This is a genomic window from Jujubicoccus corallicola (assembly GCF_047345645.1).
Classification (GTDB): Bacteria; Pseudomonadota; Alphaproteobacteria; order Rhodobacterales; family Rhodobacteraceae; genus JBLEFH01.
On the sequence record NZ_JBLEFH010000012.1, the window covers coordinates 1 to 16,163 of the forward strand.

The window sequence follows — 16,163 nt, forward strand, 5'->3', positions numbered from 1 at the left end:
ATAAAAAAGGTTCTCCTGCGCCTCCAGACGTCCCATCATCGCCTGATCCTCCCTGCCGATAAGGCAAGTGAATCAGTCGGTTGGGTCTCGATCAAGGTCAGAGTTTTTCACCAGCATCGGTCGTTTTTGGATTGTTTGATTGATCCCATCATTGACAGTTCCAAAATACCCTGCCAAAACTAGTTTTGTTGTTGAAGGTTTTTGGCATGATTTTAGGCTATGCTCGCGTCTCAACTGAAGAGCAGCATCTCGATGCCCAAATTCTCGCCCTCGAAGAGGCGGGTGTGGAACGCGTTTGGTCGGATAAAATTTCCGGATCAAAGCGTCAGCGCCCGGAGCTTGATCGCATGCTCGACCAGCTTCGTCCCGACGATGTTATTGTTGTGACGAAATACGATCGCCTGAGCCGATCACTTCAGGACCTTCTCGCAATAGTCGATGTCATTCGATCGAAAGGTGCGGGTTTCAAATCTCTTGCTGAGGACATCGACACGACCACGCCCGCTGGTCGGCTAATATTTCATGTCTTCGCATCTATTGCGCAATTCGAGCGCGAACGGATTTCCGAACGCACCCGTGAAGGACTCGCCGCCGCCAAACGTCGAGGCCGAATTAGTGGGCGCCCCCCTGCCCTGTCATTAGAGCAGCGCGAGGAAGTGCGACGATTGAGGGATGAGGAACTGCGTGGGATTGCTGAACTGGCACGGCTTTTCAAGGTGAGTGCAAACACAATCAGACGCGCATAGGGCTTCAACTGGCGTGGAGGATCTTTACGAAGAGTCTGCACGAGGATGGAGCTGCCAATAAGATCGATCCTCGTGTCAGATTGAACGTAGCGAAATGGCAGAATAGGACGATAAATTGCAATCGGCCCATAGCCGACCTGTGCGAGGGTCGCTCGCTATCATGCAGCATTTACTAAACCGGTCATTTATACGCAATGTTGCGCTAGTTGAACGGACAAAGGCGGCTGACCGCTATTGGGCTGTGAACCAATGTCTGCAACTGAAGGATGTCACCTTAATACGTGATTTGGATCGATTTAGCGTAGCTGGCAATGCGATTAATGAATACCACTCATAGGCCCATTCGCGATTATCTATCTAATCATCTAACGTAACCCCCTCCATATTCCTGTCTAGAAAACACAGGAGTATGAAATGAAGACACTTGCACCCTTTGCAGTCGCCCTGTCGCTGGCTGGCACGGCAAGCCTTGCACAGACCGTCTCCCTGCTTGAACGCGCCGCGCCAGCGCTTGCCGCCTACAACGCCAATGTCGTCGAAGGCGATCTATGGCAGCGCGACGGCCTGTCGCCGCGTGATCGCAGCGTGGTGTCGGTCGCGGCCCTGATCGCTGGCGGTAAGACCGAGCTGCAGCCGCAAGAATTCGCCCGCGCGCTGGATAATGGTGTTACCCCGTCGGAACTCTCGGGAATCATCACCCATCTGGCTTTTTACTCCGGCTGGAACAATGGCGTCGCAGCCGCCGAAACTGCCGCCGACCTTTACGATCAGCGCGGTATCGCCACGACCGACCTGCCCGGCGCGGATGTTGAACTGCTGCCGCTTGATCAGCAAACCGAGGATGCGCGCCAGTCCAACGTGCAGGAGACCTATGGACCGACCTCGCAGGGCGTCGTCGATTTCACGCAGGATCCGCTTTTTCTGGACCTTTGGCAGCGCCCTGATCTGGAGCCGCGGGACCGCAGCCTCGTGACGGTCAGTTCGCTGGTCGCGAACGGTCAAAGCGAGCAGGTCACGTTCCACTTGAACCGCGCCATGGATAACGGCCTGACGCGCGAGGAGGCATCCGAGGCGCTGACACAACTGGCCTTCTACGCCAATTGGCCAAACGTCTTTTCGGCAATGCCCGTCTTTCAAGACGTCTTCGACAGCCGCGAACAGTAATCGATAGGAATCTTTGACATGAAAACGCTTATCATAGCCGCAACACTCGGCGTCGCGACCGCCCCCGCCATCGCGCAGGAGGGCGGCATTACACGCAACGGATCGCAAACCGCCACCATTGGCGCAGAAGATCTGTTCACCGGAACTGCCTTGGTCGAACCTGTCTTCGGCACCAACGAAAATCGCCCGTTCAGCACGGGCAAGGTCACCTTTCTGCCTGGTGCGCGGTCTAACTGGCACACCCATCCGAATGGTCAGACGCTTGTCGTGACTTCAGGCACCGGCTGGACGCAGGAAGAGGGTGGTGAACGTCAGGTGATCAATGCCGGGGATGTCGTCTGGTGCCCGCCCGGTGTCAGGCATTGGCACGGGGCCACGGATACCACCGCAATCACCCATCTGGCCATTCAGCAGGTCGAAGGCGACACCGCCGTCGAGTGGATGGAGCCGGTTACTGACGAACAATATCTGGGCCAATAACCCCAGGACGCGGGTCGAACAGACCCGCGTTTTTCAAAGGCTTGAAAGATAACACCATGACGAACCAAAACAACTTCTATACCTCTGATGCCGTGACCCGCGAAAAGGTCAGCTTCAAAACGCTCTACGGCACCAAGGTTGCCGGCAATCTGTTTACGCCCAAGGATATGGATGCGGCGGCAAAGCATCCGGCCATCGTCGTTGGTCACCCTATGGGCGCGGTCAAGGAACAAAGCGCCAATCTCTATGCGACCAAGATGGCCGAGATGGGGTTTGTCGCCATGTCGATTGACCTGCCCTATTGGGGCGAAAGCGAGGGCGCGCCGGGCAATCTTGTCTCGCCCGATCTTTATGCCGAGGCGTTCAATGCCGCCGTCGATTTCCTTGGTACCCGCGATTTTGTTGATCGCGTGCGTATCGGTGGCATCGGCATCTGTGGCAGTGGCGGTTTCCTGATCAGCGCCGCCAAGATTGATCCGCGGCTCAAGGCGATTGCCACTGTCAGCATGTATGACATGGGTCAGGCCAACCGCAGCGCGTTGCAGAAATCGCAAAGCGTCGAACAGCGCAAGCAGGTGATCGCGGATGCCGCCCAGCAACGCTATGCCGAATTCGAAGGCGCGGAGCCCGAACTGACCAGCGGTACACCGCATGAATTGACCGGCAACGCGATCGGTGACGAGTTCTATGATTTCTATCGCACCGAACGCGGCAATGTGACGCCCGATGGGCAGTCGCCCGACCGGACGACGCATCCGACGCTGACCAGCAACATGACCTTCATGAACTTCTATCCGTTCAATGATATCAAGACGATCTCGCCACGGCCGATGTTGTTCATCACGGGTGATCAGGCCCATTCGCGCGAATTTAGCGAGGATGCTTATACCCGTGCCGCCGAGCCGAAAGAACTGCACTGTGTCGAAGGTGCCGGTCATGTCGATCTTTATGACGATCTGGACCTGATCCCTTTCGACAAGCTGGGACAGTTCTTTGAAGAAAAGCTGTCCTGAACCAGCAGGCACCTGACCGCTGGTGGTGATTGTTCCCTCATGACCAAAATGACATACTCGGCATTCCGGCATGAGGGAATTTCATCAATGCAGCGCAAGGATATCACCGATCTGATCGCCTTTCTCGAGGTGGCGCGCGAAGAAAGTTTTACCAAGGCCGCTGCGCGATTGGGCGTGTCGCAATCCGCGCTCAGCCATACTGTGCGGCAGCTGGAAGAGCGGCTGGACATTCGACTGCTGACACGGACAACGCGCAGCGTTTCAACGACCGAGGCTGGCGAGCGTCTGCTGAAACGCATCGGCCCGCATTTCGAAGACATTGCCAGCGAGCTGGATGGTCTAAGTTCCCTGCGCGACGAGGTCGCTGGGACGATTCGTATCACCGCCGGCGATTTCCAAATTCGGCAATTCCTGTGGCCGAAACTGCGCGATTTCCTACGCGCCTATCCCGAGGTGAATGTCGAAATATCAGTGGATTACGGATTACAGGATATCGTAGCCGAGCGCTTCGACGCAGGCGTAAGGCTTGGCTCCCAAGTGGCGCGCGACATGATCGCCACTCGGATCAGCCCTGATATCCGCTTCGTTATCGTCGGGGCGCCCTCCTATTTCGACACACATCCGGTGCCGGAAAGGCCAGCCGATTTGACCGAGCAGGATTGCATCAATCTACGCCTTTCGACCCATGGCGGTCTTTATCCGTGGGAGCTGGAAGAAAACGGTCGCGAGATCAGTGTGCGGGTCGAGGGCCGACTGGTTTTCAACAACATCTATGACGTCCTGGACGCGGCGCGGGATGGCTTCGGACTGGCCTTCGTTCCCGAAGATCTGGCCCGCTCGGATTGCGAGGCCGGTCGTTTGCAGATCGTCATGCCCGATTACGCGCCGGTTTGGGAAGGGTTTCACCTTTATTACCCAAGCCGCCGCCAGCATTCACCAGCCTTCGCGGCCTTCGTCAAGGCGCTGCGCCATGATAAGGTCAAGACGTCTGAGCGCTAGTCCGATCCAATCCCACAGCCTGGCTTCTGCATGATTAATCTTTTTTGATATAATTGAATGTCATTCTCCCCTCCTGTCTGAAATGTCGGCTTTACGATAATGCTACGACTTCCAAGCTTCACCGCCGCGAGTCCGCTTCCCGCCCGATGGGCCTGCGATGGTGCGAATTTCGCTGCGCTGAGAACGAATGGCGGTTATCGCCGAATTTCTGCAGTCGCAACGCCGCGCCGCCGCATGTCGGCTTCCCGCCCAACATGTCGAATGCATCTCAATCGCGAAGGCGACAACCGCTGCGATAGTTGAGGTCTCCGCGCTTCTCGCCTTCGCTACTGCCGGGGCGGCATCACGGTTGTTGCCGATGCTGAAACACATGTGACCGGGTGCCGAAACTTAATGCAAGCGGGTGCCGATCAGAGTGAGAACTAGCACTTGGCTGAAAAATGCTTACATTTGATAATTTTTACATGAGTTTTTCGCGGGTGTCGTCCGGCGTCAGGTTGGCCAGTAGATCCTCTCGGAAATAATGTACAATAGGATGGCCGCATTCGGCTGATAGGTATGCTTGCGGGCTGCTCTTCGGCCTGGTGGCCCGGAGACCAAACTGACGAAACTGACAATACCCAAGTGCCGCGCTGAGCTGATGGTTTAGTCAGTATTGTCAGTTTGGTCAGTGCTCTGCGCCCGACAAGTTTACTAGCCGCGCAGTTTCTTGCGGGAGGTCATAGTTAGGACCGGGTTTACATCGTAGAGGCGTCTGGGGCGGCCGCCTTTTGCTGAGGCTGGAATTGGCAGCGCTCGGACTATGTCAGCATCCTCAAGTGCAACGATGCCTTGATTGATTTCAGATATCGTGCTCAGCCCCGCACGTTCCATCCGCCTGATCTCGCGCGTCGAAAATTGCTGCCAGCCGGTCTCACGCAAGAGTGCAACCAGGCGGCGCCCTGCGCGCTCCCCCGCATCACAGGCTGCCCCAGCATAGGCCCGGCGGGCCATTGGAAGGAAGTACTTTCGGATCAAATGTTGCGCACGTTGAAAGATTCCTATGCTGATCTGCTTGGGCTCTGCCGTATCACCGCTGGCCCAGTCCAACATCGCGAGTATCAGTGAAACGCGAAGGGAAAGTCCAGGCAGCTTCCCGATGAACGAAAGCAAAATGCCATCGGATCCGTGCTCCCATGCGCGCACCTGCTGACGAAAAGCGTCCAATGCTTCACAGGCATCTTCAGAAAATGCCAGAAAGTCAGGTTGAGGCTGGCCGTTATCGTCGGAGATCATCGACAATGACAGAAGCTGGTAAATGGCTGCTTCGAAAAAGCGTTCGTCATGCCGCTCGCTTGGACGTTGTATGGGCGCCGGATTTGGCCAGATAGGAAGAAAACGGGCAAGCAGACCGTCGTCGTCCGCATTCATGAGGAGGCTTTTTAACCGATCAGGCTGAATGCCGCCCAGAACGCCTACTGTCAGACATTCAACATAAACTGGGTCACGACCCATGCGCTCAACAGAGTAGGGACGTCCCCCGTAGGCTTCCAGCCAAAATGGACGATCTGAGCCACCACCCGAATAGCGTGACATGCTTTGCAGCCACCCGGCGAGTTCATCTCGCGCAAGCAATGCGCCGCGCGGCTGCGCTTCTAAGATTGCTGCAAGTTTTTCAACCGTGGCGTCTGAAATCGCGAGGCGAGGCATAACCGGCTGCGGTCCAGGGTTCGCACCTGGCGGCATTTCGGGTGGGTCCGAACCTTCCTTTGCGGCAGCTTTTGCCGATTCCTTCCATGCATTCTTTACCAACTGCGAGACCTCAGCCTTCTCCCGCCATTGTTCGAGTTCGGTCTGTACCGCGGCGCGCTGAGCGCGCTCGACTTTTTTCAGTGGCCCCAAAATCGCGTCAATGCCAGGTGATTTATTCATCGACGGGTTTCCGATCACGGCGGCCCACAGAGCTGGCGGTTCTGCCCATCCAGGCCAAGGAGTTACCCAGCGCGTATTGCCGATAAGCGCCCCAGCTACCGACAGTAGAGCGCCAAATACGTAGTCTGGTGGCGCCGCTTTTGCCTCAGCTGCCTGACGCAGCCAGCAGGCCCAACGCGGAGAGACAACCTCGTCAAGAGGAAGTGAAGGAGGGGCTGATAGATCATCCTGCAAGTAACGCAGGTCCGGTTCTGGCCAGAGGGGTGCAAATGGAATGGGTGTGGCTTTTTTCATCAGGACAACTCCCGAGCCAGAAGGATGTCATTCCAATCACGGCCATTCGGTGCTGGAAGAAGACTGACCTTCCAGCCCTCAGAGTGGGCGCGTTCAGCCAGGTCGTTTCCTGCGCGCTGACCGGCATCATCTCCATCCGTCGCGATAACGATCTCTTCGGGACGGATCGGAAGCGTCAAGCCAGACATGCCCGAAGTGGAAAGTGCCGCCCAGATTGCACCAGCCTCAGGGAACAAGCCGGACGCCAAGGAGAGAGCGGTTTCAATACCTTCGGCTACGATGAGCGGGCCCTGTGCCTGCGAAAGTCGTACTGCTCCACCTGCAGCAGCCCCGAGCATCATCTTTGCAGGAGAAACGGTCGCCTTGGCCTGCCCATTCCGGTGCAGGTAAGTGCGGTGTATTCCGGTCCCACCGCCCTCAATAAGAGAAATCATTGCAGGGTGATGGTGGGCGCTGGGGCCGTGCCAACAAGCGGGGCGATAGCGCAGAGTGGGCGGCAATTTGCAGGTGATCCCGCGGTTGCGCAGGTACTGTTCCGCCGGTGTGCCTGCAATTGGCAATGCCTCTTCCCAGCAAGACTTGGCCTGCGCTTCACGCTTTTTCACCGTGATTTCCGCTGATACCTCTTGGCTGGGAGGGGAGGCAGCGAAATAGGGAGCATCGTAGCAGTTGTTTGTCGTGATACCTGAGCCCTTTAGGGCGAGAACAACTGAGCGGAAGCTGCAGCCGGCGTGGCAGTAGGCCAAGAGCTGTCCATTGTCGCCATTCGAGAGGCTCAAGGCTGGCGTACGGGTGTTCTGGTGCGCTGGGCAGAGGGCAATGCCATAGCGGCCATGCCAGCGCCCACCGAGGCTGCGCGTGATACGTTCTGCGGTGCTGATCATGAGAGCCCCCGGGCTGTCATAACAGCGTCAAGATGATGCAGTGCTTGCAAGACCTCAGAAAGGCATTCCGCGCGCAGTGCACCCCCCTTCTTGGTCGGGCGCATTGTACCGTCATCAGCGCGAAACCAGACGCGCAGGTTAACCAGATGGCAGCCCATATAATGATCCAAGCTTACCCGGATTTCTTCGCGGCTGTTCTTGTGGAGGGTGACCGTCGTGGCGGTCGTATCAAAGAATGTCATCTTCTTTCCCTTTGCCTTGCTGGCAAGGGCGACATGAGCTACCAATCAGAGTTGAGAAGACTGAAATGATAACCGCCGCCCGTGTACCAGACGGATGGCGGTTGTCGTCAGATAGAGGGGTGCTTTTTCTCGGCTTCCCAGGCTTCGAGTTGGCAGAGCTTCCAACGTGTACAGCCCGGCGACAACGGCACAGGTTTCGGGAAAAACGGATCTGTTTTGGCCCAACGCCAGGGGGTCGAACGGTGAACGCCGTAGCGAGCAGCTACTTGTGCATCGGAAAGGTATGTTTCGGCCATCGAGGTGCTCCGTCTGTTGCAATCAACGACGAAGTGCCGCATCTGGGCGCCGTTTGGCATCCGTCGAAAACGTCGAAAACTCCACTGAGGGTTTTCGACGCCGTTTTCGACGCATTTACTCCTCAGATTCACCTTTGAGACCTTGCTCCAAGGTGCTCCACGCGACCAGGATTCCGCTGTGCCTCTCGATTTCACGAAGCACTTGCTTTCGGGTTTTGCCCTCATGTCCGATTGGAAACAGCTTTTTGTAGGTCGCAGCGGCCCGATGCTTCTTCGCAGGTCGTCCCGAATGTTTTTTGCTGTCCGGCGCGATACCCAAGCGCTGTCGAATAGCCTTGCGGTCTGGGATCTCACTTTCAGGAATTACAAGAACGTGACCTTCGAAGGGTGATAGCCTCTGTGCGAGCGGAGCCAGCTTTGCCAGGTATTGTAACCGTGAGATCTCCACCTCGGGGACTGGGCCGCCGGATCGCTTGCTCAACTCTTCTGAGGCTTCCAAAAGCTCACGGAGTTTGCCCCTGCAATCGACGCTGTAGTACTTTTTATCCACGAAGGACCAAGGACAGCCTATATTAGGAGGTATTGTGACCACTCCATCATTTCCCCCCGCTGTTCGGTGTGCTGAAAATGTCTCGCAATTTAGAGGTACATAATGAAGGTGCATGATCGATCCATCGACCGGAGTTACCGTACCGCCTGGCCCACACAGATGCAGGCTGCATTCAGAAACAAACCGGGTGAAGGCACTTGAGCAAAGTGCTTTCAACTTCGAACGGGGAACCTCGCTGTCTGGTATCTCGCGCTCTGCTTCCTCGAAAGACGGGAGCAAAACTTCCGGATATTCGCAATCTTGGGCGTCGATCAATGGAAAGGTTGCGTCAACTTCCTCGGAGTTTGAAAATGTCTCGAACTTTTTCCGCTCCCAGGCGTTGCGTTCTTGGATACGCTTTTCCAACAGTCTATTCTGTTTAGCCTTACCTCTCAGCGCTGTTTGATCCGGCTCTTCAAGGTTTATGAACTCGAAAGTCATTCGAATGCTGTCGAGGCGGATGTAACCCTCACATCGAAACATAGCGGGCTCCTTCTGTTGAGTGGGCTCGTGCAATTGTCGGATAGAAATTTCGCCCAAGCTGCCATCATGGCCCGGCGCTTCTCGATCATGTCCCCACGCCGATATGAGGCTTCGACTGCGTTGCTGATCTTGTGTGCAAGTGAAATTTCCGCCATTTCACCGGGAAACTCTGTGCGTTCAGCAACCCAATCGCGAAACGTGCTGCGTAGTCCATGGGGAACTGCCGGTCGTTTGCTGACCCTATCTAAAAACCCCCCACCACCGGCAGCTACATCGGCGGCATGTGCGCGCTTCATCGCAGCGCTCATTGTCATGTCTGTCATCTCTCCTCCGCGAGGTGCGGGAAAGACGAGTGGGTTCCCCTCAAACCTGGGTAGCCCTTCAAGTAGTGCCATACCCTCAGCTGCAAGCGGCACCCGATGCTCACGGGTCATTTTCATACGCTCAGCGGGTATTACCCACATTCCCGTAGCCATATCGATTTCTTCCCAGCGCGCTCCTCGGACTTCCTGTGAACGGGTGGCCGTCAGTGCCGCGAATTCCAACGCACGTGCTCCAACCCCCGCCCGCTTCTGAATTGCCGCGAACCAGCGAGGCGCGTCATCGATCTGGATGGCTGGATGATTGCCTTGCTTGGCGACCTTGGACGCCGCTGGCAGGAGCTCCTTGAGATTGCCTGCCCACCGGGCAGGATTATCGCCTGTTCTATGCCCGGCTACGGTAGCCCATGAAAGAACAGCCTCAATGCGCCCGCGCAGGCGGGAGGCGGTTTCGGTCTTGACTTGCCAGATCGGTTCCAAAACCCGCAGCACGTCTTGCACGGTGATTTCATCCACCAGCATTCCACCCAGTTCCGGCATGGCATAGGTGCGTAGGGTGTTTTCCCATTGTTGCCGGTGCTTGGGGTTTTTGAAAGCATCCAGCTTGGCAGCTAGCGCCTTGTCGGTAGCATCCGCGAACGTTAGGCCGCGGAGGCGCGTCGCTTCAAGTTTTGCTCTGGCGGCTTTCCGTTCCTCCACCGGGTCAATGCCACGACGAACTTGGTCCTTCATTTCACGAGCGCGCTCTCGCGCTTGGGCGAGTGTCACGTCCGGAAAGCCGCCAAGGCCGATTTCGCGGCGCTTGCCACCAATAGAAGCCCGCAACAGCCACGTGCGTCCTCCGCTAGGAGTAATCTGTAAAAGCAAACCCGAGACGCCGCCTACTGCGAATTTGGCATTGCCCCGGGTTCCGGGGTGCTGCAATCGTTTCACCTCAAGTGCGGAAAGCTCTCTAGCTACCTTCGGCATTTTAAACCCGCCATAATACCCGCCAAAAAATTTTCACCAGAATGCGACAGGGTGCGATGCCTGGCAACAGAATAAATCCGTAACTGACTGATAAAATATTGAGATTCGGCGCCATGCCTTTGGGCGCGACAGCTTAATGGCGGGCTTCGTCTCCGCCACCATCTTTCTCGCATATCACCCCCCATGAAAAAGGGCGCAGCTTGCGCTACGCCCTCTTGCTATCGCGTTGGTGGGAGACGCGATTACATCGCCGGCAGGAGCACGCCGTCGATTACGTGAACGACGCCGTTCCCTGCCTCAAGATCGGCAGCGGTGACGGTCACGGCGTCGTTGATTTTCACCATGTCGCCGTCGAGCGACAGGGTCAGGGCGCAGTTGCCCATGGTGGTCACGTCATGCGCGCCGCCATCATCGTTGACCATCTGCACAACCGCTTCAGCCATAGCCTTGGTTTCCACGACATGGCAGCCGAGGATCTGAACCAGTTGCTCTTGGTTCTCGGGCATCAGCACCTCTTCGAGCGTGCCTTCGGGCAGCGCTTCGAACGCACCATCGGTCGGCGCGAAGACGGTGAACGGGCCTTCACCCGACAGAGCTTCGGCGAGATCCGCTGCGATCACGGCGGCTTCCAGCGTCTCGTGATCTTCCGAATTCACCACGATATCGACAACGGTCGCGGGCATTTCGCTCATCGCCGCGTCGCTTTCATGGTTATCAGCAAAAGCAAAGCCAGCGGTCGATGCGAAAGCTGCGGTGATACCAATCTTAATCAGGTTCATGTCATCCTCCATTGTTGGATACTCGCAGTTACGGAGGGCACCCGGTGACAAGTTGCGCCGCTCACGTTTATGTGAAGAGAAAAGCGCGCAACGCTTAGGGTTTGTTAGAGCGCAGCGGCCGTCTCTTTGTTCTCTCTGATGAAACCAAAAGCCCATTGTGCCGCGCGCCAGAGCCGTTACTCTCGCCCCTAAAGCACAAGCAAACAGGGCAGATTATGACCATCAGCAGACGTTTCCTTCTTGCGAGCCTCGGGGCGGCTTCCCTCGCCGCCTGTAGCACCGCGCCGCGTGTTCCAAGCTATAGCGCGCCGGACAATGCCATTCCGCCCGATCTCCTGCCGCAGGCCAATGCGGGCTATGATGCTTGGGTTGCGTCCTTCCGCGGGCGGGCGCTCTCGAGCGGGATTTCATCGTCCACTTTCGATGCGGCGTTCCGCAATGCGGGTTTCCTGCCGGGTGTTGTCAGCCGGGATCGCAACCAGACGGAGTTCAAACGCAGCCTTGAGGATTATCTCTCCATCGCCGCCTCGGATGAGCGCATCGCCAAGGGCCGCGCCGCTTATGCGCGCCATCGCGGCACCCTCGCGGCGATTGAAGCGCGCTACGGCGTCGATCCCTATATCGTCACCGCGATCTGGGGGCTGGAGAGCTTCTATGGCGAGCGGCAGGGCAATATCCCGGTCATCTCGGCGACCTCCACGCTGGCCTATGACGGGCGGCGCGGACAGTTCTTCGAGGCGCAAACCCTTGCGGCGCTTCGTATTATCCAAGCGGGCGATATCAGCGCGGATCGCATGACCGGAAGCTGGGCCGGGGCCATGGGCCATACGCAGTTCATCCCGACCACCTTTGCCGAATATGCCGTGGATTTCACCGGTGATGGACGGCGCGATATCTGGGCGGCGGACCCGACGGACTCGCTCGCCAGCACGGCCAATTATCTCTCACGAAGTGGCTGGCAGCGCGGCGTTCGCTGGGGGCAGGAAGATGCGGGCGGATCGCTTCAGCCCGAGCCGGGCGGGCCGCGCTTCTCGACGACCGGGAATTTCCGCGCAATCAAACGCTACAACAATTCAGACGCCTACGCGATTGGCGTCGGTCATCTGGCGGACCGGATCGCAGGCGGCGGGCCGCTGCGCACGCCCTTCCCGCCCGATCAATACGGGCTCACCAAGGACGACCGGATCGCCCTTCAGCAACGCCTGACACAGCGCGGGTTCGATACGGGCGGCGCGGATGGCGTGATCGGTTCGAACACCACGGCGGCGATTGAGGGCTATCAGCGCGCGCAAGGTCTGCCGGTAACGGGCGAGCCGTCTCAAGCCCTTCTGCGCAGTCTTTAAAGCAAAACCGCGCCGGAGAGCATCCGGCGCGGTCTTCCCGAAGCGGCGAGAGGGTCAGTCCATCCGCCCCCAGAAATCCAGATTTTCGACGGTGAGCAGACCGGAGATCACCACCCCGGCAATGATCGCCGTCAGGATGAACGCCCAGATCGTCGCCTGAAGCATCTTGCGGCCCATGCGGATATTGGCCGGCGACGAGCCATGCGTGCCCGGCACCACCTCGCCCTCCTCCTCCTGCGTCCGCAGCCCGATGGGCACGAGGATCAGCAGCATCAGAAACCACATGCAGGCATAGACGACGAGGATGGAGGTGATGCTCATACTTCTTCCAGCTCGATCAAGGTGCCGTTGAAATCCTTGGGGTGGAGGAACAGCACCGGCTTGCCATGGGCGCCGATCTTCGGCTCACCATCGCCAAGCACCCGCGCCCCCTGCGCCGCCAGATGGTCCGCCGCCGCTTTGATATCCTCAACCTCATAGCAGACATGGTGAATCCCGCCCGACGGATTCTTGTCGAGAAACCCTTGGATCGGGCTGCCCTCACCAAGCGGATAAAGCAGCTCGATTTTGGTGTTTGGCAGGGTGATGAACACCACGGTTACGCCATGATCGGGCTCGTCCTGCGGCGCGCCCACATCCGCGCCCAGCATGGTTTTATACTGCTCCGACGCCGCGTCCAGATCCGGCACGGCAATCGCCACATGGTTCAATCGTCCGATCATCTCGTTCCCCTTTTTGCTGCGCTGCATGATGATGCGCCGCCGCGCCGGACGCAAGAGCGGCGTGGCGTCTCCCTCTCGCACATTCACCTTCCGTTAGCCTTAATCGGGTTTCGTAAGCACAGTCATTAGTGCGGAGTTTAACCATGTCCGATTCTCTTCTCCCGCGTCCGTCCCTGGCGCGCCCGCTCAACGGCATTTCGATCCTGCTGGTCGAGGACAGCCGTTGTTACGCCGAAACCATCCATCAAATGGCGCTAAAAAGCGGCGCGCGTTTGTGCAAGGTCAATACGCTGGAAGCGGGCCGCAAAGCGCTGCGCAGTTTTCGCCCTCATGTGGTGATTGCAGATCTCGGTCTGCCCGATGGCGACGGCCTGGAGATCGCCACGCTTCTGGCCGAGCAGGCGGCGGCGCGCCCCAAACTGGTTGCGATCAGCGGCGCAAGCGCGGATCGTTTGACCGAAACCGCGCAGACCCCCGGCGTCGATGCGGTCGTCGCGAAGGCGGACCTCACCCTCTCGCATTTTCGCCAGATGATCGGGCAGCTCGTTGGCCGCACCCCGCCCGAGCGCAGCCGAGAGACGAAAATCACGCCTTGCCCGACCACCGTGGCCGTCGATTTGCGGCAAGCGAAAAGAATTCTGCGCTCCGCAATTGATTCGGGTGCCCCCGCACAGATTCGCGAAGCCGGGCAATTTACAGCAGCATTGGCCAAACTTATTGGGGATAGAGACCTGTTAACCCATGCGGAAAGAGCGGCGTTTCAAAGAAATAAAATGTCGTGTCAAACCCTATTGAAAGAAATAAGCAAACGCCTGCCGATGGTCGAACCCGCTGAATAGTTGCAATAAAACGACCGTTTCATCCGAAACACGAATTAGTAGCATTTTAAGTGAAATTTAAATTTGCCGTTGCTTCTTGACGGGAAGAATTTACATGGCAATTTAAGGTTGTTATGACCTGCTTCAGAACCGTGGTGGGTGAGGTGGTGTCTATTTCGGGTGGATCGAAACAGACCAGCTCTGAAGCAGGTCATAACAACCTAACTCCCCCAAAACATGACCTTTGGTCGGGTCCATGTAAATGCGGAATCTCGAATAATTGGTTAAAATTTTATTTACCACGCGACTCTACACAGTTTCGCGTGTTCCGGGGCTTTCCCTTTGTGCTTGCGATCATCGTTCACTAGATGGTCTGACGAGTCTTTAAGAAAAGTTAGAGATAGGACGATTTATGCCGATCGGCGTGGTGGTGGTGGCCTATAACACCGGCGAAATGATCCTGGATTGCCTGGAAAGTCTGCTGGCGTCAGAGGGTGCGGATGTACGCATCGTTGTGGTGAACAATGCCTGCCGCGACGACACCCCGCAGATTATCCGGGATTGGGCGACGGGTGCGCGCGTCTGGACGCAGCCCGATAGGCTGCCCTTCACGCCGCGCGACGCCGCGCCTGTTCCGCTCAAAGAGATCGCGCGCCCGGAAGGCCGCGTGGATTCAGGCGAGATCGTCATGATTAACTCGCCGAAAAATCTCGGCTTTGCGGGCGGCGTCAATCTCGGGCTGAAGCTTCTTCACGCCATGCCGGAGATCAATGATTTCTGGATCCTCAACCCCGACTCCATGGCGGAGACCCAGACGGCAGCGGCTTATGAGGCGGCGAGCCGCGATGCAAACGGCCATTACAGCTTCATGGGCGGGCGGGTTTACTACACGCAGCCGCCGCAGATGATTCAGTCCGATGGCGGGCGCGTGAACCTGTGGCTTGGGAACTGCTACCCCCACAGACTGGCGCAACGGGGCCGGGATGTGCCCGCGCCGACGTTGGACGAGATCGACTATTTCGCAGGCTCCAATATTGTCGCCTCACGCCAAATGATCGACACCCATGGCTATATGCCCGAGGATTATTTTCTGTTTTTCGAGGAAATCGACTGGTGCCTCAGTCGCGGCGATCTGCCCCTCATCCGCGTCGAGGACGGCATTGTGCATCACCACGGCGGTGCGACCATCGGCTCGGCCATTGTGGGGAAAGGGCCGTCCGAACTCGCGGCTTATTTCATGGCGAAAAGCCGTCTGCGCTTCGTGCGCCGGAAGAACCCGCTCGGCTATCCGACCGCCCTCGCCTATACGCTTGGCAAGGCGCTGAAATATTATCGTTTGGGCCAGAAGAAGGCCGCCAATGCCGCGTTTCGCGGCGCGCTTGGCCTCAAAATGCCGGAGGGCGCGCGGCGGGTGATCGAGGGTTAACGCTTCACCCGGTGGAACATATGGGTGAAGGTGGCCACGCCAAGGATCGGGATCAGCAGGTTCACCACCGGGATGGAGAGTGCCGCGGCCATCATCGCGCCCGCCATCCAGATCGGGATGAGATGACGGCGGAACATTTGCATCGCGCCTTCGCGGCCGATCCGGCGCATGGCGGTCAGGGTGAAATATTCGCGGCCGAGGAGATAGCCGTTCACCGTCCAGAAGGCGAAGGGCGCGAAAGGCGGGATCGCGAAATAGACAATCAGTGCCAAGAGGTTCGCGACGATCAGGACGCCCAAAAATTTCAGCGAGTCCATCAACTGCTCGCGCATCGGGAGCGGGTGGACCTTCGGCAAATTCGGGTAGTAGCGCGCCTCCACGGCCTCGGCGACGTCGTCGAGGAAGAAGCCCGCGAAGGCGGTGGCCACCGGAACCATCAGGAAGATCGACGCGAACATCATCGCCAGCACCGCGCCGAAGGAGGCGAGCGTGTCCACAAAAGTGACTTCACCGATCATGGGCAAAACAATTGCGGCGGGGACCAGCGCGCCGACGACGAACCAGAAAATGATGTAGACGGCGATCAACAGCAGCAGCGTCAGGCCGACGGCTTTGAACAGCACGGCGCGGAAGCGCGGATCGAAGAACTGGCTGAGCGCCTTTTGGAAATCGAGCAAGAACATGG

At 57.7% G+C, this 16,163-nt stretch carries 18 protein-coding genes; 9 read left to right on the plus strand and 9 right to left on the minus strand.

Annotated elements, in window-relative coordinates:
* Window positions 1–206 precede the first annotated feature (206 nt).
* From ACMA5I_RS15375 to ACMA5I_RS15400, 6 genes are all read left to right on the plus strand, one after another.
* A complete protein-coding gene (locus ACMA5I_RS15375; protein ID WP_525887167.1) occupies window positions 207–746 on the plus strand; it encodes a recombinase family protein in 540 nt (179 codons plus the stop codon).
* 414 nt (window positions 747–1,160) lie between these two features.
* Window positions 1,161–1,910, plus strand: a complete 750-nt coding sequence (locus ACMA5I_RS15380; RefSeq protein ID WP_525887168.1) for a carboxymuconolactone decarboxylase family protein — start codon at window positions 1,161–1,163, stop codon at window positions 1,908–1,910.
* Window positions 1,911–1,928: 18 nt separating this feature from the next.
* Window positions 1,929–2,390 carry a (R)-mandelonitrile lyase gene (locus ACMA5I_RS15385; RefSeq protein WP_525887169.1) on the plus strand — a complete coding sequence of 154 codons (462 nt, stop codon included), beginning with the start codon at window positions 1,929–1,931 and terminating at the stop codon, window positions 2,388–2,390.
* 56 nt (window positions 2,391–2,446) lie between these two features.
* Window positions 2,447–3,403, plus strand: a complete 957-nt coding sequence (locus tag ACMA5I_RS15390; RefSeq protein ID WP_525887170.1) for an alpha/beta hydrolase — start codon at window positions 2,447–2,449, stop codon at window positions 3,401–3,403.
* A gap of 87 nt (window positions 3,404–3,490) precedes the next feature.
* On the plus strand, window positions 3,491–4,402 hold the full coding sequence (locus ACMA5I_RS15395; protein WP_525887171.1) for a LysR substrate-binding domain-containing protein: 912 nt from the start codon (window positions 3,491–3,493) through the stop codon (window positions 4,400–4,402).
* 187 nt (window positions 4,403–4,589) lie between these two features.
* Window positions 4,590–4,778 (plus strand): hypothetical protein, encoded by a 189-nt coding sequence (locus ACMA5I_RS15400; RefSeq protein ID WP_525887172.1) that lies wholly within the window; start codon window positions 4,590–4,592, stop codon window positions 4,776–4,778.
* Between the two features lie 317 nt (window positions 4,779–5,095).
* Here ACMA5I_RS15400 and ACMA5I_RS15405 read toward each other — a convergent pair whose 3' ends face one another.
* The 6 genes from ACMA5I_RS15405 to ACMA5I_RS15430 form a co-directional block, all read right to left on the minus strand.
* Window positions 5,096–6,607, minus strand: a complete 1,512-nt coding sequence (locus ACMA5I_RS15405; protein WP_525887173.1) for a DUF3987 domain-containing protein — start codon at window positions 6,605–6,607, stop codon at window positions 5,096–5,098.
* A complete protein-coding gene (locus ACMA5I_RS15410) occupies window positions 6,607–7,491 on the minus strand; it encodes a DUF7146 domain-containing protein (protein ID WP_525887174.1) in 885 nt (294 codons plus the stop codon). Before ACMA5I_RS15410 ends, ACMA5I_RS15405 begins: the two co-directional genes overlap by 1 nt.
* Entirely contained in the window at window positions 7,488–7,733 is a 246-nt protein-coding gene (locus tag ACMA5I_RS15415; protein WP_525887175.1) for a PC4/YdbC family ssDNA-binding protein, read from the minus strand. Before ACMA5I_RS15415 ends, ACMA5I_RS15410 begins: the two co-directional genes overlap by 4 nt.
* A gap of 411 nt (window positions 7,734–8,144) precedes the next feature.
* On the minus strand, window positions 8,145–9,059 hold the full coding sequence (locus ACMA5I_RS15420) for a hypothetical protein (protein ID WP_525887176.1): 915 nt from the start codon (window positions 9,057–9,059) through the stop codon (window positions 8,145–8,147).
* Complete coding sequence (locus ACMA5I_RS15425; RefSeq protein ID WP_525887177.1) at window positions 9,056–10,390, minus strand: tyrosine-type recombinase/integrase; 1,335 nt, start codon at window positions 10,388–10,390, stop codon at window positions 9,056–9,058. Before ACMA5I_RS15425 ends, ACMA5I_RS15420 begins: the two co-directional genes overlap by 4 nt.
* Before the next feature lie 242 nt (window positions 10,391–10,632).
* Window positions 10,633–11,169 (minus strand): fasciclin domain-containing protein, encoded by a 537-nt coding sequence (locus tag ACMA5I_RS15430; protein WP_525887178.1) that lies wholly within the window; start codon window positions 11,167–11,169, stop codon window positions 10,633–10,635.
* A gap of 215 nt (window positions 11,170–11,384) precedes the next feature.
* Between ACMA5I_RS15430 and ACMA5I_RS15435 the strand changes: the two genes are divergently transcribed.
* Window positions 11,385–12,512 (plus strand): lytic murein transglycosylase, encoded by a 1,128-nt coding sequence (locus ACMA5I_RS15435; RefSeq protein WP_525887179.1) that lies wholly within the window; start codon window positions 11,385–11,387, stop codon window positions 12,510–12,512.
* 54 nt (window positions 12,513–12,566) lie between these two features.
* Here ACMA5I_RS15435 and ACMA5I_RS15440 read toward each other — a convergent pair whose 3' ends face one another.
* Both ACMA5I_RS15440 and mce read right to left on the minus strand, forming a co-directional pair.
* Window positions 12,567–12,833 carry a DUF1467 family protein gene (locus tag ACMA5I_RS15440; protein ID WP_525887180.1) on the minus strand — a complete coding sequence of 89 codons (267 nt, stop codon included), beginning with the start codon at window positions 12,831–12,833 and terminating at the stop codon, window positions 12,567–12,569.
* Entirely contained in the window at window positions 12,830–13,234 is a 405-nt protein-coding gene (mce, locus tag ACMA5I_RS15445; RefSeq protein ID WP_525887218.1) for a methylmalonyl-CoA epimerase, read from the minus strand. The genes ACMA5I_RS15440 and mce overlap by 4 nt, the downstream gene beginning before the upstream one ends.
* 143 nt (window positions 13,235–13,377) lie before the next feature.
* On the opposite strand from mce, the gene ACMA5I_RS15450 reads away from it, so the two are divergent.
* A complete protein-coding gene (locus tag ACMA5I_RS15450) occupies window positions 13,378–14,073 on the plus strand; it encodes a response regulator (RefSeq protein WP_525887181.1) in 696 nt (231 codons plus the stop codon).
* Window positions 14,074–14,464: 391 nt separating this feature from the next.
* Entirely contained in the window at window positions 14,465–15,478 is a 1,014-nt protein-coding gene (locus ACMA5I_RS15455) for a glycosyltransferase family 2 protein (protein ID WP_525887182.1), read from the plus strand.
* Here the strand turns inward: ACMA5I_RS15455 and ACMA5I_RS15460 are convergent.
* Window positions 15,475–16,161: an EI24 domain-containing protein gene (locus ACMA5I_RS15460; protein ID WP_525887183.1), complete on the minus strand. Its 687-nt coding sequence runs from the start codon at window positions 16,159–16,161 to the stop codon at window positions 15,475–15,477. The two genes, ACMA5I_RS15455 and ACMA5I_RS15460, sit on opposite strands and share 4 nt — an antisense overlap.
* Window positions 16,162–16,163: the final 2 nt, after the last annotated feature.